General features: G+C 42.2%; 17 protein-coding genes and 5 tRNA genes. 19 read left to right on the top strand and 3 right to left on the bottom strand.

The window, feature by feature from the left end:
• The first annotated feature begins 193 nt into the window (after nt 1-193).
• The gene (locus tag HMPREF0106_RS07230; RefSeq protein ID WP_004313447.1) at nt 194-664 is read left to right on the top strand and encodes a low molecular weight protein-tyrosine-phosphatase; all 471 of its coding nucleotides are present in this window, start codon (nt 194-196) and stop codon (nt 662-664) included.
• Here the strand turns inward: HMPREF0106_RS07230 and HMPREF0106_RS07225 are convergent.
• Nucleotides 639-2,711 carry an HD family phosphohydrolase gene (locus tag HMPREF0106_RS07225; protein ID WP_009040594.1) on the bottom strand — a complete coding sequence of 691 codons (2,073 nt, stop codon included), beginning with the start codon at nt 2,709-2,711 and terminating at the stop codon, nt 639-641. The two genes, HMPREF0106_RS07230 and HMPREF0106_RS07225, sit on opposite strands and share 26 nt — an antisense overlap.
• A 94-nt stretch (nt 2,712-2,805) precedes the next feature.
• Here HMPREF0106_RS07225 and gltX point away from each other — a divergent pair, with 94 nt between their 5' ends.
• Both gltX and HMPREF0106_RS07215 read left to right on the top strand, forming a co-directional pair.
• A complete protein-coding gene (gene gltX / locus HMPREF0106_RS07220) occupies nt 2,806-4,323 on the top strand; it encodes a glutamate--tRNA ligase (protein ID WP_008645735.1) in 1,518 nt (505 codons plus the stop codon).
• 13 nt (nt 4,324-4,336) lie between these two features.
• Nucleotides 4,337-5,560: a 3-deoxy-D-manno-octulosonic acid transferase gene (locus HMPREF0106_RS07215; RefSeq protein ID WP_009040595.1), complete on the top strand. Its 1,224-nt coding sequence runs from the start codon at nt 4,337-4,339 to the stop codon at nt 5,558-5,560.
• A gap of 142 nt (nt 5,561-5,702) precedes the next feature.
• On the opposite strand, the gene HMPREF0106_RS07210 is transcribed toward HMPREF0106_RS07215, so the two are convergent.
• Complete coding sequence (locus HMPREF0106_RS07210; RefSeq protein WP_004313451.1) at nt 5,703-6,224, bottom strand: gamma carbonic anhydrase family protein; 522 nt, start codon at nt 6,222-6,224, stop codon at nt 5,703-5,705.
• A gap of 125 nt (nt 6,225-6,349) precedes the next feature.
• The gene (locus tag HMPREF0106_RS07205) at nt 6,350-8,131 is read right to left on the bottom strand and encodes an aminopeptidase P family protein (protein WP_009040596.1); all 1,782 of its coding nucleotides are present in this window, start codon (nt 8,129-8,131) and stop codon (nt 6,350-6,352) included.
• A gap of 187 nt (nt 8,132-8,318) precedes the next feature.
• On the opposite strand from HMPREF0106_RS07205, the gene rpsU reads away from it, so the two are divergent.
• From rpsU to rpoB, 16 genes are all read left to right on the top strand, one after another.
• Entirely contained in the window at nt 8,319-8,510 is a 192-nt protein-coding gene (gene rpsU / locus HMPREF0106_RS07200) for a 30S ribosomal protein S21 (RefSeq protein ID WP_002558090.1), read from the top strand.
• A gap of 73 nt (nt 8,511-8,583) precedes the next feature.
• A complete protein-coding gene (xerC, locus tag HMPREF0106_RS07195; protein ID WP_004313453.1) occupies nt 8,584-9,465 on the top strand; it encodes a tyrosine recombinase XerC in 882 nt (293 codons plus the stop codon).
• A 15-nt stretch (nt 9,466-9,480) separates the two neighbouring features.
• Entirely contained in the window at nt 9,481-9,780 is a 300-nt protein-coding gene (hpf, locus tag HMPREF0106_RS07190; protein ID WP_004310895.1) for a ribosome hibernation-promoting factor, HPF/YfiA family, read from the top strand.
• Nucleotides 9,781-9,877: 97 nt separating this feature from the next.
• Nucleotides 9,878-9,951, top strand: a tRNA-Thr gene (locus HMPREF0106_RS07185).
• Between the two features lie 84 nt (nt 9,952-10,035).
• Nucleotides 10,036-10,118, top strand: a tRNA-Tyr gene (locus HMPREF0106_RS07180).
• A gap of 28 nt (nt 10,119-10,146) precedes the next feature.
• A tRNA-Gly gene (locus tag HMPREF0106_RS07175) sits at nt 10,147-10,219 on the top strand.
• Nucleotides 10,220-10,229: 10 nt separating this feature from the next.
• Nucleotides 10,230-10,301 (top strand) — tRNA-Thr (locus HMPREF0106_RS07170).
• 51 nt (nt 10,302-10,352) lie between these two features.
• A complete protein-coding gene (gene tuf, locus HMPREF0106_RS07165) occupies nt 10,353-11,537 on the top strand; it encodes an elongation factor Tu (protein ID WP_004307553.1) in 1,185 nt (394 codons plus the stop codon).
• 53 nt (nt 11,538-11,590) lie between these two features.
• Nucleotides 11,591-11,663: transfer RNA gene (locus HMPREF0106_RS07160), tRNA-Trp, on the top strand.
• A gap of 14 nt (nt 11,664-11,677) precedes the next feature.
• The gene (gene secE, locus HMPREF0106_RS07155) at nt 11,678-11,869 is read left to right on the top strand and encodes a preprotein translocase subunit SecE (protein ID WP_004296363.1); all 192 of its coding nucleotides are present in this window, start codon (nt 11,678-11,680) and stop codon (nt 11,867-11,869) included.
• 17 nt (nt 11,870-11,886) lie between these two features.
• Nucleotides 11,887-12,429: a transcription termination/antitermination protein NusG gene (gene nusG / locus HMPREF0106_RS07150; protein ID WP_004296362.1), complete on the top strand. Its 543-nt coding sequence runs from the start codon at nt 11,887-11,889 to the stop codon at nt 12,427-12,429.
• 61 nt (nt 12,430-12,490) lie between these two features.
• Nucleotides 12,491-12,934 carry a 50S ribosomal protein L11 gene (rplK, locus tag HMPREF0106_RS07145; RefSeq protein ID WP_004296361.1) on the top strand — a complete coding sequence of 148 codons (444 nt, stop codon included), beginning with the start codon at nt 12,491-12,493 and terminating at the stop codon, nt 12,932-12,934.
• 15 nt (nt 12,935-12,949) lie between these two features.
• The gene (gene rplA / locus HMPREF0106_RS07140; RefSeq protein WP_004310894.1) at nt 12,950-13,648 is read left to right on the top strand and encodes a 50S ribosomal protein L1; all 699 of its coding nucleotides are present in this window, start codon (nt 12,950-12,952) and stop codon (nt 13,646-13,648) included.
• 15 nt (nt 13,649-13,663) lie between these two features.
• Complete coding sequence (rplJ, locus tag HMPREF0106_RS07135) at nt 13,664-14,182, top strand: 50S ribosomal protein L10 (protein WP_004310893.1); 519 nt, start codon at nt 13,664-13,666, stop codon at nt 14,180-14,182.
• A gap of 47 nt (nt 14,183-14,229) precedes the next feature.
• Nucleotides 14,230-14,604: a 50S ribosomal protein L7/L12 gene (gene rplL / locus HMPREF0106_RS07130; RefSeq protein WP_004296358.1), complete on the top strand. Its 375-nt coding sequence runs from the start codon at nt 14,230-14,232 to the stop codon at nt 14,602-14,604.
• A gap of 104 nt (nt 14,605-14,708) precedes the next feature.
• Nucleotides 14,709-18,521, top strand: a complete 3,813-nt coding sequence (gene rpoB / locus HMPREF0106_RS07125) for a DNA-directed RNA polymerase subunit beta (protein ID WP_004310892.1) — start codon at nt 14,709-14,711, stop codon at nt 18,519-18,521.

An 18,521-nucleotide genomic window follows, 5' to 3' on the forward strand; every position in this document is an offset into this window, starting at 1 on the left:
ACGCCCTACGAAAAAACACACCAGCCACAAGCCCTGAAAGGGCGGAACTGTATACAATTATGCCCTTTCAGGGCGCAAATTCAGATTGCCGTTTTTACGTAGGGCGTTGCCCTACGCTATATAATTAAGCCCTTTCAGGGCACTCCGCAAAATTATCATTTAGCTTATTCTTGAATCTGTTAAAACTGAAATTATGAAAAAGATATTGTTTGTCTGCCTTGGAAATATCTGCCGTAGCTCTACGGCTGAAGGCGTGATGCTTCATTTGATAAAAGAAGCGGGATTGGAAAAAGAGTTTGTGATAGATTCCGCCGGAATCTTGTCTTATCATCAGGGCGAACTGCCGGACAGCCGGATGCGTGCTCACGCGGCTCGTCGCGGTTATCAACTGGTGCATCGTTCGCGCCCCGTCCGTATAGAAGATTTCTATCATTTTGATTTGATAATCGGTATGGACGACCGGAATATAGATGATCTGAAAGACAAAGCACCTTCTCCCGAAGAATGGAAAAAGATTCATCGCATGACAGAGTACTGCACCCGTATTCCTGCAGATCATGTCCCCGACCCCTATTATGGAGGGGCTGAAGGATTTGAATATGTACTCGATGTGTTGGAAGACGCTTGTGCCGGCCTGCTTACTTCTTTAACTCCGGATAGCTGATCCGGGTATGATAAGCAATCTTTAGTTTTTCCTTGAATACAGCTTTCACAGTTGCTATATCCTTGAAAGTGATAGGACATTCTTTAAAGTAACCTTCAGTAACCTGTGAGTCGATAATCTTGTCGACCAGGTTGCTGATTGTTTCTTCCGTATATTCCGGAAGACTGCGCGAGGCAGCTTCCACAGCATCCGCCATCATCAGGATAGCCTGCTCTTTGGTAAACGGATTCGGTCCGGGATAAGTGAACAATTCTTCATTCGGCTCTTCGTCCGGATGCTCGTTCTTCCAGGAAATATAGAAATATTTTGTTTTTCCCCGTCCGTGATGGGTGCTGATAAAATCTTTGACCGCTTTAGGCAGATTGTGTTTATCCGCCAGTTTCAATCCATCCGTCACATGGCTGATAACGACCTGTGCACTTTGTTCGTAATTCAAATTCTTATGCGGATTAACCCCTCCCGACTGATTCTCCGTAAAGAAAGCCGGATTTTCCATCTTCCCGATATCGTGATACAAAGCCCCCGTACGTACTAACTGGCTTTTTGCTCCAATGCGGATAGCGGCTTCTGCTGCCAGATTAGCCACCTGCATGGAATGTTGGAAGGTTCCGGGAACCGTTTCAGACATCTGCCGCAAAAGATCGTTATTGATATTCGAAAGTTCCACCAAAGTAACATTGGAAGTAAATCCGAAAGTCTTTTCCAATAAGAATAATAAAGGATAAGTGAATAATAACAGGATTCCGTTAATGATAAAGTAAGTATACATACGTATGTTCAACTTCGAGAAGTCGGTGGAAAGACCATTCTCCGTCATCAGTTCGAAAGCAAAATAAATGGCTGCATAAGTCAGTATCACTAATAAGGCCGTTCGGAAAAGCTGGGATCTCTGCGATAGTTCCCTTAGGCTGAATATCGCCACTAATCCCGCTGCCAACTGCGTCAGAATAAACTCATGAGGGAAGCGCAAGGAGATGGAGCATATCAATATAGTGATGACATGCGTCAGAAAAGCGGTTCTCGAATCAAGAAAGACACGGATGATAATCGGCAGCATCGCGTAGGGGATGATGTACACATTAAATATATTATGTGTCACCATGAAAGCCGTTATGACGCTGTAGAACACAATCAGGGTGAATAGTAACGACAGACTGCCTTTCCGTTGATAATAGTCTTTCCGGAATAAATCGAGATAAAGCATGAAACAAAGCATCAGCATACCCACAAACAGAACCTGACCTCCGAGAATCAAACGGTTTTGTCCCATAGACTCGTTGCGTTTGATGGATTCTTTGCGCAATGATTCGAGGATATTATAGGTATGCGGACTAACGATCTCTCCACGGTCGATAATCTTCTGCCCGCTGACTACCAGTCCGTTTGCCCAGGAATAATTATTTAATATCTCCTCTTTGGCGGCCTGGGTGCGCTCCTCGTCAAAAGTGAGGTTGGGAGTAATGTATTCGTTCAGCGCGCATTGCCTTAATACTTCCCGGTTGAAATGGGTCGAGTCTGCTGTCAGCAGGTGTTCATACGCTTTCTTTACCGTGTAAATGTTTTCGGTAGCCTGCGGGTTGGCAAGTTTATCGTCAATCACCATGACGGATGAAGTGCTGTCTTTTTGAAGCTGTTGTATATTCTCTGTCGATACGATACCTGCCTGATAGATTTCTTTTAAGGTACGCTCGATATACCGTAAATAATCAATGGAAGGAAGAATACCTTTCAGATTGGTATGATAATTCTCTTTCAACTTGGCGATTGCGTCTTTCTCGATGTTTTTATCCAATTGGTAATAAGGCTGGAAGAAAGCCATCAGACTGTCCTGCTCTCTTTTTACTACCGCATCCTCTTTATAAATAGGAAAGTCGAAAGTAGCGATCAGCTGCCCATATTTCCAGGGCTTATTGATGTCAAACTGGTAATTGAATTTTCCGTCACGTGGCAGGAAATAGACAATCAGCGTCACAGTGCCCACAAATAGCAGTGATTTATATAGTAAATCTCTCCATGAAAAACTTTTTTTCTTCTTCAAATGTTCCATATCCACTGAAATTTTTGCGAAAAGTACAAAAAAAAACAATAGTGTGGAAAAAAAGGTTTAATTTTGCCACGATTTACCTATACTAACCCAAATTATGGCAGAAAGAAAAGTAAGAGTTCGTTTTGCTCCAAGTCCTACGGGAGCACTGCACATCGGTGGTGTGCGTACAGCTTTGTATAATTATCTATTTGCGCGTCAACACGGCGGAGACTTGATATTTCGTATTGAAGATACTGATTCTAACCGGTTCGTTCCGGGAGCGGAAGAGTATATACTCGAATCTTTTAAGTGGTTGGGTATCCACTTTGATGAAGGAGTGAGCTTCGGTGGCGAATGTGGTCCGTACCGCCAGTCGGAGCGCCGCGAAATCTACAAGAAATATGTGCAGGTTTTGCTGGAAAATGGAAAAGCATACATCGCTTTTGATACTCCGGAGGAACTGGACGCTAAGCGTGCCGAAATTGCTAACTTCCAATATGACGCATCTACTCGCGGAATGATGCGCAACTCATTAACCATGCCGAAGGAAGAAGTGGATGCACTGATTGCTGAAGGCAAACAATACGTCGTTCGTTTCAAAATCGAACCGAATGAAGATGTACATGTGAATGACCTGATTCGTGGCGAAGTAATTATCAACTCATCCATTCTGGATGATAAAGTGCTTTATAAATCGGCTGATGAACTGCCGACTTACCATCTGGCAAATATCGTGGACGACCATTTGATGGGAGTTTCCCACGTGATTCGTGGTGAAGAATGGCTGCCTTCCGCTCCTTTGCATGTGTTGTTGTACCGTGCTTTCGGCTGGGAAGATACAATGCCGGAATTTGCCCACCTGCCTTTATTGCTGAAACCGGAAGGTAATGGAAAATTAAGTAAACGTGACGGTGACCGTCTCGGATTCCCTGTATTCCCACTGGAATGGCACGATCCGAAATCGGGAGAAATCTCTTCAGGTTATCGTGAATCGGGGTATCTGCCGGAAGCAGTGATTAATTTCCTTGCTTTATTGGGATGGAACCCGGGCAATGACCAGGAAGTGATGTCAATGGACGAATTGATTAAATTGTTTGATCTTCACCGTTGCAGCAAGTCGGGTGCCAAGTTCGACTATAAAAAGGGAATATGGTTCAACCATCAATATATACAGCAGAAACCTAACGAAGAAATTGCGGAACTGTTCTTGCCTTTCCTGAAAGAACATGGCGTAGAAGCTCCTTTCGAAAAGGTGGTGACTGTGGTTGGTATGATGAAAGATCGGGTAAGTTTCATTAAAGAACTGTGGGACGTATGTAGCTTCTTCTTCGTTGCTCCTACCGAATATGATGAAAAGACGGTGAAGAAACGTTGGAAAGAAGACTCTGCAAAATGTATGACCGAATTGGCAGAAGTGATTGCCGGCATTGAAGACTTTAGTATTGAAGGACAGGAAAAAGTCGTTATGGACTGGATTGCGGAGAAAGGTTATCATACAGGTAATATCATGAATGCTTTCCGTCTGACATTAGTGGGTGAAGGAAAAGGCCCGCACATGTTCGATATTTCCTGGGTATTGGGCAAAGAGGAGACGATAGCTCGCATGAAACGTGCGGTAGAGGTTTTGAAGTAATCGACACAGTACTATGCTTTACGACCTGGCAATAGTCATTTATGACTTTATCGTCCATTTGGCTGCTCCGTTTAGCCGTAAGCCCCGAAAGATGATGAAAGGGCATTGGGTAGTGTATGAACTCCTGCGGCAGCAAGTGGAGAAAGGGGAACAGTATATTTGGTTTCACGCTGCTTCACTGGGAGAGTTTGAACAAGGGCGTCCTCTGATAGAAATGATTCGTGCGAAGTATCCTAACTATAAGATATTGCTGACATTTTTCTCTCCTTCCGGTTACGAGGTGCGTAAGCATTACCGGGGGGCGGATATTGTCTGCTATCTGCCGTTTGATAAACCGCGGAATGTGAAAAAGTTCCTGGATATTGCAAATCCTTGCATGGCGTTCTTTATCAAATATGAGTTTTGGAAGAATTATCTGGATGAGCTTCACAAACGCCGTATTCCGGTATATAGTGTATCGTCTATCTTCCGTCGCGAACAAATATTCTTTAAATGGTACGGTGGAACTTATCGCAATGTATTGAAAGATTTCGATCATCTGTTTGTTCAGAATGAGGCATCCAAACGTTACTTGTCGAAAATTGGTATCAGCCGTGTGACAGTAGTGGGAGATACCCGTTTTGACCGCGTGTTGCAAATCCGTGAGGAGGCTAAAGAACTCCCGTTGGTAGAGAAATTTAAAGGAACCAATTCCTTTACTTTTGTTGCCGGAAGCTCATGGGGACCTGACGAAGATTTATTCCTCGAATATTTCAATAACCATCCGGAAATGAAACTGATTATTGCTCCGCATGTGATCGACGAGAATCACCTGGTTGAAATCATCAGTAAATTGAAACGTCCGTATGTGCGCTATACCCGTGCTGACGAAAGGAATGTATTGAAAGCGGATTGTCTCATAATAGACTGCTTCGGACTGCTGTCCTCTATTTACCGTTATGGCGAAATTGCTTATATCGGTGGTGGTTTCGGAGTCGGTATTCATAACACATTGGAAGCGGCTGTATATGGTATTCCGGTGATTTTCGGACCGAAGTATCAGAAATTTATGGAAGCCGTTCAATTGATCGAAGCAAAAGGCGCTTATTCCATCAAAGATTATGATGAACTGAAAACTTTGCTGGATCGTTTCCTGACGGATGAATTGTTCTTGCGTGAAACCGGAACAAATGCAGGTTATTATGTGACTAGTAATGCCGGAGCTACAGAAAAGATTATGCACATGATTAATTTTTGATTAGAGGAAATAGTGTCGAAAAGAGATGAATCCAATGAATTCGCTTTTTGTAAAAAAACGGCTTTATAAAAAATCTTATAAAAACAGCGGGATGTTCTTTCATTAGAATGTCCCGCTGTTTTTATTAACTTGTTAGAGTCTGCTATTTATCTTCCTTATACCATTGCGAATACATCAAATAATTGTGAGCAATCTTCTGATTCAGTTCTTTGGCTTGTTCAGGATCTACCTTTTTAATGAATTTCGCGGGTACCCCTCCCCAAATGCTTCCCGGCTCAATGATGGTATTGCTTAATACCAGAGAACCGGCGGCAACGATTGCTCCTTCGCCAACTACGACGTGATCTAGGACGGTTGACCCCATGCCCACCAAGGCGTAATCTTTGATGGTTGCCCCATGAATGGTAACATTATGCCCTACGGATACATGATCGCCAATTTCAATAGTCGATTTTTGATATAATGTATGCAAGACACTTCCATCCTGAATGTTGACACCATTGCCGATTCGTATGGAGTTGACGTCACCTCTTAATACCGTATTAAACCAAATGCTACAATCATTTCCTATTTTTACATCTCCTATAATAGTTGCATTATCTGCGAGGAAGCAGTTTTCCCCGATTTCGGGAGTAAAACCTCGTACTGATTTAATTAAAGCCATATAATATTTGTTTCTAATAAAGTTTTTTATTTAATGCAGTTCTATGTTGTACGACACCCGGGTGTCGTGATGGCTGAGACCCGGGTCTCAGTATGCTTGACACCCGGGTGTCAGACAAGTTCTTTTTAAAGGGAAGCAGTTGCCTCTTGTAACCAAACTTTTTCTTCTTCGTTAAGATCCGGTGACAACTTCTCGTAGACAGTCTGATGGTAATTGTTTAACCATTCAATTTCTTCATTTGTCAGCATCTCCTTGATGATCCCTTTTTTGCAGATTGGGCATAAAGTGATAGTTTCAAACTTAAGATATTCTCCAAACATTCCCTCTCCATCTTTGCAAACCAACGTCAGGTTCTCCGTACGTATCCCGTGACTGCCTGCTTTATAAACACCAGGCTCATTGGAAGTAACCATGCCGGGCTGCAAAATGACAGGATTCTCATTCATACGAATGCTTTGCGGACCTTCGTGTACACTCAGGAAATGTCCGACGCCATGTCCTGTGCCATGAAGAAAATTCATTCTGTAGTTCCAGATAGGCATACGAGCTAGTACATCGAGCTGGGCTCCACGGGTTCCGGTAGGGAATTTGGCCATAGCCAACGCGATGTGTCCTTTTAATATAAGGGTATAATCCGTTTTTTCTTCCTCTGTAAGTTCGCCTAAGGCAATGGTTCGGGTGATGTCAGTGGTTCCGTCCAGATATTGGGCTCCTGAATCTAAGAGTAAGAACCCTCTGGGCTGAAGAGTCACGTCACTTTCCGGGGTAGCCGAATAATGTACGATTGCCCCATGTTCTTTATACCCTGCAATCGTGTCGAAACTTTCCCCCATGTAGAGAGGCTGTGCAGCCCTAAACTCATGCAATTTTTTATCTATACTTAATTCTGTCTCTTTTCCGGTAGATACGGATTCTTCCAGCCATTTGAGGAATTTGACGAGTGCTACTCCATCCCGTCGCATGGCAGCGTGGATGCCGGCGATCTCCTGCTCATTGCGAATCGCTTTTAATAATGCGACGGGCGACTCGCCACGAAGAATAGAACATTGCGGATTAATAGATGAATAGATAGAATAATTCGTTTTCCGTGGGTCAATCAAAATGTTTTTTCCTGGAAAAGAATTCAGGAATGTCTCTACCTCATCATACTTCTGTATTCCAATCTGCCGTTCCTTTAGATAAGTCTCTACCTCTGCCGTCACTTTCTCCGGTGAAATAAAATAAGTCACTTCATCCTGTGTGATTAACAGGTAACTTACTATGACCGGATTGCAATGTACATCGTTTCCTCGCAAATTGAGAGTCCATGCGATCTCGTCGAGCGCGGATATGAATAAAGCATAGACACCTTTCTTTTTCAACTCCGTACGGATGGCGGATATTTTCTCTTCACAGCTTTTTCCTGCATATTTGATATCATAAATAAAGGCAGGAGAATCAGGCATGGCGGGCCGGTCTTTCCAAATGCTACTCAATGGATCTCCAAATATGTCAACCTGTAACTGATGTGCCGCCAGTTCTTCTTTCATCTGTTCGACCTGTTGCACAGAAAACATTTTCCCGTCGATACTTACAGATTCTCCAGGTTTTAAGTGTTGGCAGAGAAATTCTGTAATACTGGGAGTCTCCGGCAACATCTCTTTATATAAGGTAATGCCGCTGCCCTCCAATTCCTTCGTAGCTTGCAGAAAATAACGCGAGTCGGTCCATAATCCTGCTTTATCCATCAGGATAACCGCTGTTCCGGCAGAACCAGTAAAACCGGAAATCCACTCCCGTGACATCCAGTGGGGAGCCACATATTCACTAAGATGAGGGTCGGTGCTGGGAATAATGAACGCTTTGATAGAATTGGGATGAAAGGTCATGCGCAGTGCATGCACTCGCTCTTTTATGCTCTGTTTCATACTTTATTATATTATTATAGACATGTAAGTGTTTCAAAGGTACTAACTTTCTGCATTTAATAACTTGTTTATGAATAGTTTTTGAGAAATATTTGCCGAAAGTTTTGTGAATAAAGAAAGTATGTGTAATTTTGCGGCGCAATTTGACTGCGGAATTTTTTAATCATAACATATTAATAGTAACAAAATGATTGTAGTACCTGTAAAAGAAGGCGAAAACATTGAAAAAGCGCTGAAGAAGTTCAAAAGAAAATTTGAAAAGACTGGCATTGTAAAAGAGTTGAGAAGCAGACAACAGTTTGATAAACCGTCTGTAACTAAAAGACTTAAGAAAGAACGCGCAGTTTACGTACAACAACTTCAGCAAGTAGAAGATTAATAATTCGTAATTTCCTTTGAATTATTGAATTCTTTTCATACATTCGTTGCACGATTTTAGATGTAGCGATATTATGTTGATAGAATCTTTTCTTGATTATCTCCAGTATGAGCGGAACTATTCTGAAAAAACCGTTCTTGCGTACGGTGAAGATATAAAGCAACTGCAGGAGTTTGCTCAGGAAGAGTATGGAAAATTTAATCCGTTAGAGGTCGAGGCGGAGCTGATTCGTGAATGGATTGTTTCATTGATGGATAAAGGGTATACCTCAACTTCTGTAAATCGTAAGCTAAGTTCGCTCCGAACGTTTTACAAGTATCTCTTGAGGCAGGGAGAAACGACTATAGATCCTTTGCGTAAAATAAAAGGACCTAAAAACAAAAAACCGTTGCCTGTGTTCTTAAAAGAGAACGAAATGAATCGGTTATTGGATGAAACGGATTTTGGCGAAGGATTTAAAGGCTGTCGGGATCGGTTGATTATTGAAATGTTTTATGCTACCGGCATGAGGCTTTCGGAATTGATAGGTCTGGATAATAAGGATGTGGATTTTTCGGCTTCTCTTCTGAAAGTGACCGGGAAAAGAAACAAGCAACGGCTGATTCCGTTCGGTGACGAACTGCAGGAGTTGATGCTTGAATATATTAATGTAAGAAACGAAACGATTCCGGAAAGGTCGGAAGCTTTCTTTATTAGAGAGAATGGTGAACGGCTTTACAAGAATCTAGTCTATAATTTAGTGAAACGGAACCTGTCAAAGGTGGCGACGTTGAAGAAAAAGAGCCCTCACGTGTTGAGGCATACTTTTGCTACCACAATGCTGAACAATGAAGCAGAACTGGGAGCGGTAAAAGAACTTTTGGGTCACGAGAGCATAACAACTACCGAGATCTACACACATGCCACATTTGAAGAACTTAAAAAAGTGTATAAACAAGCTCATCCAAGAGCTTAAAAAAAGGAGGTAAGTATGGATGTTAGAATTCAATCAATTCACTTTGATGCGTCAGAGCAATTGCAGGCATTTATTCAGAAGAAAGTGTCCAAGTTGGAAAAATATTACGAAGATATAAAGAAAGTAGAGGTGTCATTAAAGGTAGTTAAACCAGAGGTTGCTGAAAACAAGGAAGCGGGCATTAAAATATTGATCCCAAATGGAGAGTTTTATGCAAGCAAAGTATGCGATACATTTGAAGAAGCAATTGATTTAGATGTGGAAGCACTCGGAAAACAGCTGGTTAAATACAAGGAAAAGCAACGTAGCAAATAAAAAAATCCCAAATATTTTGCGGGAAAGAAATAAATAACTAAATTTGCAGCCGTTTCGCTCGCGTTAGAACGTGACGGTTGCATTTTTTAGTAAGTTTGCCTCTTTAGCTCAGTTGGCCAGAGCACGTGATTTGTAATCTCGGGGTCGTTGGTTCGAATCCGACAAGAGGCTCAAAAAGAAACCGAAGAACAAAGATAGAACATCTGTCTTTATCATATTGTTTGAAAATAGTTCTTTTATTTCTTGATTTGAAAAGGGCAAATACCAGAGTGGCCAAATGGGGCAGACTGTAAATCTGCTGGCTTACGCCTTCGGTGGTTCGAATCCATCTTTGCCCACAATCAGAGTGACAACTTTGGCAAGAATGCGGAAGTAGCTCAGTTGATAGAGCATTAGCCTTCCAAGCTGAGGGTCGCGGGTTTGAGCCCCGTCTTCCGCTCTCTTTTCTTGCTGTTATAGCTCAGTGGTAGAGCACTTCCTTGGTAAGGAAGAGGTCCCGGGTTCAAATCCCGGTAACAGCTCATAAAGGATGTAAATGCTGATTATTAATCAAATAAATAACAAGTAAAGCTATGGCTAAAGAGAAATTTGAACGTACCAAACCGCACGTAAACATTGGTACAATCGGTCACGTAGACCACGGTAAGACAACGTTGACAGCTGCTATCACTACTGTGTTGGCAAAGAAAGGTCTTTCAGAATTGCGTTCTTTCGATTCTATCGACAACGCTCCTGAAGAAAAAGAAAGAGGTATTACTATCAATACTTCTCACGTTGAATATCAAACAGCTAACCGTCACTATGCACACGTAGACTGTCCGGGTCACGCCGACTACGTAAAGAACATGGTAACTGGTGCTGCTCAGATGGACGGTGCTATCATCGTTTGTGCTGCAACTGATGGTCCGATGCCTCAAACTCGCGAACACATCCTGTTGGCTCGTCAGGTAAACGTACCTCGTCTGGTTGTATTCTTGAACAAGTGCGATATGGTAGACGACGAAGAAATGTTGGAACTCGTTGAAATGGAAATGAGAGAACTTCTTTCATTCTATGATTTCGATGGTGACAATACTCCTATCATCCGTGGTTCTGCTCTTGGCGCATTGAACGGTGTTGAAAAATGGGAAGACAAAGTTATGGAACTGATGGATGCAGTTGATAACTGGATTCCACTGCCTCCGCGCGATGTTGATAAACCATTCTTGATGCCGGTTGAAGACGTGTTCTCTATCACAGGTCGTGGTACTGTAGCAACAGGTCGTATCGAAACTGGTGTTATCCACGTTGGTGATGAAATCGAAATCCTTGGTTTAGGTGAAGATAAGAAATCAGTTGTAACTGGTGTTGAAATGTTCCGTAAACTGTTGGATCAAGGTGAAGCTGGTGACAACGTAGGTCTTTTGCTTCGTGGTATTGACAAGAACGAAATCAAACGTGGTATGGTTCTTTGTAAACCAGGTCAGATTAAACCGCACTCTAAATTCAAAGCTGAGGTTTATATCTTGAAGAAAGAAGAAGGTGGTCGTCACACTCCGTTCCACAACAAATACCGTCCTCAGTTCTACTTGCGTACTATGGACTGTACAGGTGAAATCACTTTGCCGGAAGGAACAGAAATGGTAATGCCGGGTGATAACGTAACTATTACAGTTGAGTTGATCTACCCAGTAGCATTGAACCCGGGTCTTCGTTTCGCTATCCGCGAAGGTGGACGTACGGTAGGTGCTGGTCAGATTACTGAAATTATCGACTAATACACAATAATTAATCAGTTCCCGGTTTTCCATCGGGAACTGATTATGTACACACGGGAGTAGCTCAGTTGGTAGAGCACCGGTCTCCAAAACCGGGTGTCGGGAGTTCGAGCCTCTCCTCCCGTGCTAATATTATTGAAATGAAAAAGGTAATAGCTTATATTAAAGAATCTTACGACGAACTTGTACATAAAGTATCGTGGCCTACGTATTCTGAACTTGCTAACAGTGCAGTAGTTGTTTTATATGCTTCCCTGCTTATTGCATTGGTAGTATGGGGTATGGATGTCTGTTTCCAGAACTTCATGGAAAAAATCGTTTATCCACATTAAAAAATTAGGAATTGAAAATGGCTGAGATTGAAAAGAAATGGTACGTTCTACGTGCTATTAGCGGTAAAGAAGCTAAGGTAAAGGAATATCTTGAAGCTGATCTTAAGAACAGCGACCTTGGTGAATATGTATCTCAGGTATTGATTCCTACTGAAAAAGTTTACCAGGTTCGCAATGGTAAAAAAATTGTGAAGGAAAGAAGTTATCTTCCTGGCTACGTTTTAGTGGAGGCTGCTTTGGTTGGTGAGGTCGCTCATCACCTGCGCAATACTCCGAATGTGATAGGCTTTTTAGGCGGCTCCGAAAAACCGGTGCCTCTCAGACAATCAGAAGTGAATCGTATACTTGGTACAGTGGACGAACTGCAGGAAACGGGTGAAGAACTCAATATTCCGTACGTAGTGGGAGAAACTGTAAAAGTTACTTTTGGACCTTTCAGCGGATTCAGTGGCATCATTGAAGAAGTGAATAGTGAAAAAAAGAAACTAAAGGTCATGGTGAAGATATTCGGGCGCAAAACGCCGCTTGAATTGGGCTTTATGCAAGTGGAAAAGGAATAACGCGGAATTGTTACGCTGTTGTTGTTCTTCGTTTAATGTTTATATATAAATCAATAAAAAAATGGCTAAAGAAGTTGCTGGACTAATCAAGTTACAGATTAAAGGAGGCGCTGCAAATCCATCACCTCCCGTTGGACCTGCTTTGGGTTCTAAGGGTATCAATATCATGGAATTTTGCAAGCAATTCAATGCCAGAACCCAAGACAAAGCAGGTAAGATTTTACCTGTTATCATTACTTACTACGCAGATAAGTCTTTCGATTTTGTAATCAAGACTCCTCCCGTTGCTATTCAATTACTTGAAGTAGCTAAGGTAAAGAGTGGTTCTGCTGAGCCTAACCGTAAGAAAGTTGCCGAGCTTACTTGGGAACAGGTTCGTACGATTGCTCAGGACAAAATGGTTGACTTAAACTGTTTTACTGTGGAAGCTGCCATGAGAATGGTTGCAGGTACAGCTAGAAGTATGGGTATCGCTGTAAAAGGGGAGTTCCCGGTTAATAATTAATAAACTTCAATTGTAATGGGTAAACTGACAAAAAATCAAAAGTTAGCTGCAGAAAAGATTGAAGCAGGGAAAGCATACTCACTGAAAGAAGCTGCATCTTTGGTAAAAGAAATCACTTTTACTAAGTTTGATGCTTCACTGGATATTGATGTACGTTTAGGTGTTGATCCACGTAAAGCTAACCAGATGGTGAGAGGTGTTGTTTCACTTCCTCATGGTACTGGTAAAGAAGTACGTGTATTGGTACTTTGTACACCGGATGCTGAAGCTGCTGCAAAAGAAGCTGGTGCTGACTACGTTGGTCTTGACGAATATATTGAAAAGATCAAAGGTGGATGGACTGATATTGATGTAATCATCACTATGCCATCTATCATGGGTAAAATTGGTGCGCTCGGTCGTGTACTCGGTCCTCGTGGATTGATGCCGAACCCTAAGAGTGGTACTGTAACTATGGATGTTGCTAAGGCTGTAAAAGAAGTAAAACAAGGTAAGATTGACTTTAAAGTTGATAAGAGCGGTATCGTTCACACTTCTATCGGTAAGGTATCATTCAGTCCTGATCAGATTCGCGACAACGCGAAAGAGTTCATCTCTACTCTGAACAAACTGAAACCGACCGCAGCAAAGGGTACATATATTAAGAGTATTTATCTTTCTAGTACAATGAGTGCGGGTATTAAAATCGACCCGAAATCAGTGGATGAAATCTAATAAAACAGAGAAATAATGAGAAAGGAAGATAAAAGTACGATTATAGAGCAAATTGCTGCTACAGTAAAGGAATATGGTCACTTCTACTTGGTAGACGTTACAGCTATGAACGCTGCTGCTACCAGTGCATTGAGAAGAGATTGTTTTAAATCAGACATCAAATTGATGTTGGTTAAAAACACGCTGCTTCACAAAGCACTTGAAAGCTTGGAAGAAGACTTCTCACCTCTTTACGGTTCTTTGAAAGGTACTACTGCTGTTATGTTTAGCAATACTGCAAACGTTCCTGCTAAGTTAATCAAAGACAAAGCGAAAGACGGTATTCCCGGACTGAAAGCTGCATATGCAGAAGAAAGCTTCTACATTGGTGCTGATCAATTGGATGCTCTCGTTTCAATCAAGAGTAAGAATGAAGTTATCGCCGATATCGTTGCCCTGTTGCAATCTCCGGCCAAGAATGTTATTTCTGCTCTTCAATCAGGTGGTAACACCCTTCACGGAGTTCTCAAGACTCTTGGTGAACGTCCCGAATAATTTTCAAAAATCAACAAAGTATTTAAACAATTAAAATCATACAAAAAATGGCAGATTTGAAAGCTTTTGCAGAACAATTAGTTAACTTGACAGTAAAAGAAGTTAATGAACTTGCAACTATCCTTAAAGAAGAATACGGTATTGAACCTGCTGCTGCAGCTGTAGCTGTTGCTGCTGGTCCTGCAGCTGGTGCTGCTGCCGCAGAAGAAAAAACTTCTTTCGACGTAGTATTGAAGAGCGCTGGTGCAGCTAAACTTCAAGTAGTTAAGGCCGTTAAGGAAGCTTGTGGTCTTGGTTTGAAAGAAGCTAAAGACTTGGTAGACGGTGCTCCTAGCACAGTAAAAGAAGGTTTGGCTAAAGACGAAGCAGAATCATTGAAGAAAACATTGGAAGAAGCTGGAGCTGAAGTTGAACTTAAATAACATTGGCCTGGTAATCAGGTAATTCGGTTAGGAATCCTTCACAAGAGGATTCTTAACCTTTTTGTGTATATATTTCAAATTAAGTTCTCCAAATTCATTGACAGATGTCTTCAAATACTGTAAATCAAAGAGTTAATTTTGCTTCGACTAAGAATCCGCTAGAATACCCGGATTTCCTGGAAGTACAATTGAAGTCATTCCAAGACTTTCTACAATTAGATACCCCACCTGAAAAGCGTAAGAATGAGGGATTGTATAAAGTATTTGCTGAAAACTTCCCTATTGCCGATACAAGAAACAATTTTGTTCTTGAGTTTCTGGACTATTATATTGATCCGCCGCGTTATACCATTGATGATTGTATAGAGCGTGGGCTTACTTATAGTGTTCCCTTAAAAGCGAAACTTAAGCTTTACTGTACGGACCCCGATCATGAGGATTTTGATACAGTGATTCAGGACGTATTCCTCGGCCCGATTCCTTATATGACTGATAAGGCTACTTTCGTCATTAACGGTGCCGAACGCGTAGTTGTGTCACAGCTTCACCGTTCTCCGGGTGTGTTCTTCGGTCAGAGTGTACATGCCAATGGTACGAAACTTTATTCGGCTCGTATTATTCCGTTTAAGGGTTCGTGGATTGAGTTTGCTACTGACATCAATAATGTGATGTACGCATACATCGACCGTAAGAAGAAATTGCCGGTGACTACATTGTTGCGTGCAATTGGCTTCGAGAATGACAAAGATATTCTTGAGATTTTCGATCTTGCAGAAGATGTGAAGGTAAACAAGACAAATCTGAAGAAGGTGTTAGGCCGTAAACTGGCTGCACGTGTCTTGAAAACATGGATTGAAGATTTCGTTGATGAAGATACCGGTGAAGTGGTTTCTATTGAACGTAACGAAGTTATTATCGACCGTGAAACCGTACTGGAAGAGGAGCATATTGATGAAATTTTGGAGTCGGGAGTTCAGAACATCCTTTTGCATAAGGATGAACCGAATCAGTCCGATTTCTCTATCATATATAATACGTTGCAGAAGGACCCGAGTAACTCGGAAAAAGAAGCTGTGTTGTATATCTACCGTCAGTTGCGTAATGCCGATCCGGCTGATGACGCAAGTGCAAGGGAGGTTATCAACAACTTGTTCTTCTCAGAAAAACGATATGACCTTGGTGACGTAGGCCGTTACAGAATCAACAAAAAGTTGAATCTGACGACTGATATGGACGTGCGTGTCCTCACGAAGGAAGATATTATTGAAATCATCAAATATCTGATTGAGTTGATTAACTCAAAAGCAGATGTGGATGATATTGACCACTTGAGTAACCGTCGTGTACGTACTGTTGGTGAACAGCTTTCTAATCAGTTTGCTGTGGGGCTGGCTCGTATGTCTCGTACGATTCGTGAACGTATGAACGTTCGTGACAATGAAGTGTTTACTCCGATTGATTTGATTAATGCGAAGACTATTTCTTCAGTAATCAACTCATTCTTCGGAACGAACGCGTTGTCGCAGTTCATGGACCAGACAAACCCGCTGGCTGAAATTACGCACAAACGTCGTATGTCTGCCCTTGGTCCTGGTGGTCTTTCCCGTGAACGTGCCGGATTTGAGGTTCGTGACGTTCACTATACACACTATGGTCGTCTTTGTCCGATTGAGACTCCTGAAGGTCCGAACATCGGTTTGATTTCTTCATTGTGTGTATTTGCTAAGATTAATGAGCTAGGATTCATTGAAACCCCCTACCGCAAGGTGGAAAATGGGAAAGTGGATCTTTCTGATAACGGTCTGATTTATCTGACTGCTGAAGAAGAGGAAGAAAAGGTTATTGCGCAGGGAAATGCTCCGTTGAATGACGATGGTACATTCGTACTTAATAGAGTTAAGTCTCGTCAAGATGCAGATTTCCCGGTTGTTGAACCATCTGAAGTTGACTTGATGGACGTTGCTCCTCAGCAGATTGCATCTATTGCAGCTTCTTTGATTCCATTCTTGGAACATGATGATGCTAACCGTGCATTGATGGGATCGAACATGATGCGCCAGGCGGTTCCTTTGTTGAGAAGTGAAGCTCCAATCGTAGGTACAGGTATCGAACGTCAGCTGGTAAGAGACTCTCGTACCCAGATTACCGCAGAAGGCGATGGTGTGGTTGACTATGTGGATGCTACTACTATCCGTATTTTGTATGACCGTACGGAAGACGAAGAATTTGTAAGTTTCGAACCTGCTTTGAAGGAATATAGAATACCTAAGTTCCGTAAGACTAACCAGAACATGACGATTGACTTGCGTCCGATTTGTGACAAGGGCCAGCGTGTGAAGAAAGGTGATATCTTGACTGAAGGTTATTCTACTGAAAAGGGTGAATTGGCATTGGGTAAGAACCTGTTGGTAGCTTATATGCCTTGGAAGGGTTACAACTATGAGGATGCTATCGTATTGAACGAACGTGTGGTACGCGAAGACTTGTTGACTTCAGTTCACGTAGAGGAATATTCTCTGGAAGTTCGTGAAACAAAACGTGGTATGGAAGAGTTGACTTCTGATATCCCGAATGTAAGTGAAGAAGCTACCAAAGACTTGGATGAAAACGGTATCGTAAGAATCGGTGCTCGTATTGAGCCGGGTGATATCATGATTGGTAAGATTACGCCGAAGGGTGAATCTGATCCTTCTCCGGAAGAAAAACTGCTTCGGGCTATCTTCGGTGATAAGGCAGGTGACGTGAAAGATGCTTCTTTGAAAGCTTCTCCTTCTTTGAAAGGTGTGGTGATTGATAAGAAACTTTTCTCACGTGTGATTAAGAATCGTAGCTCTAAACTGGCCGATAAAGCATTGTTGCCTAAGATTGATGATGAATTTGAATCTAAGGTAGCTGACTTGAAACGTATCCTGGTTAAGAAACTGATGACTTTGACTGAAGGTAAGGTTTCTCAAGGTGTGAAAGACTATTTGGGTGCGGAAGTTATAGCGAAAGGTTCTAAGTTCAGTGCTTCTGATTTTGATTCACTTGACTTTACTTCTATTCAATTGAGCAACTGGACAAGTGACGATCATATTAACGGTATGATTCGTGATCTGGTGATGAATTTCATTAAGAAATATAAAGAGCTGGATGCTGAATTGAAACGTAAGAAGTTTGCTATTACAATTGGTGATGAACTTCCTGCTGGTATTATCCAGATGGCAAAAGTATATATTGCTAAGAAACGTAAGATTGGTGTGGGTGATAAGATGGCTGGTCGCCACGGTAACAAAGGTATTGTATCCCGTGTTGTTCGTCAGGAAGATATGCCGTTCTTGGCTGATGGTACTCCGGTTGACATCGTGTTGAATCCGTTGGGTGTGCCTTCTCGTATGAACATTGGTCAGATTTTTGAAGCTGTACTCGGACGTGCCGGAAAAACGTTGGGCGTGAAATTCGCGACTCCTATTTTCGACGGTGCTACCATGGAAGATCTGGATCAGTGGACAGACAAGGCAGGATTGCCTCGCTACTGTAAGACTTATCTTTGTGATGGTGGTACAGGTGAGCAATTTGACCAGGCAGCTACTGTGGGCGTAACTTACATGTTGAAGTTGGGTCACATGGTTGAAGACAAGATGCATGCTCGTTCTATCGGTCCGTACTCATTGATTACTCAGCAACCTCTTGGTGGTAAAGCTCAATTCGGTGGTCAGCGTTTCGGAGAAATGGAGGTTTGGGCACTCGAAGGTTTCGGTGCTGCCCATATCTTGCAGGAAATCCTGACTATCAAATCTGATGACGTGGTAGGACGTTCGAAGGCTTATGAAGCAATTGTGAAAGGTGAACCGATGCCACAACCTGGTATTCCGGAATCCTTGAACGTATTGTTGCACGAGTTGAGAGGTTTAGGTTTGAGTATCAACCTAGAATAA

It is taken from the genome of Bacteroides sp. D22 (assembly GCF_000163675.1).
Taxonomy (GTDB): Bacteria; Bacteroidota; Bacteroidia; order Bacteroidales; family Bacteroidaceae; genus Bacteroides; species Bacteroides xylanisolvens.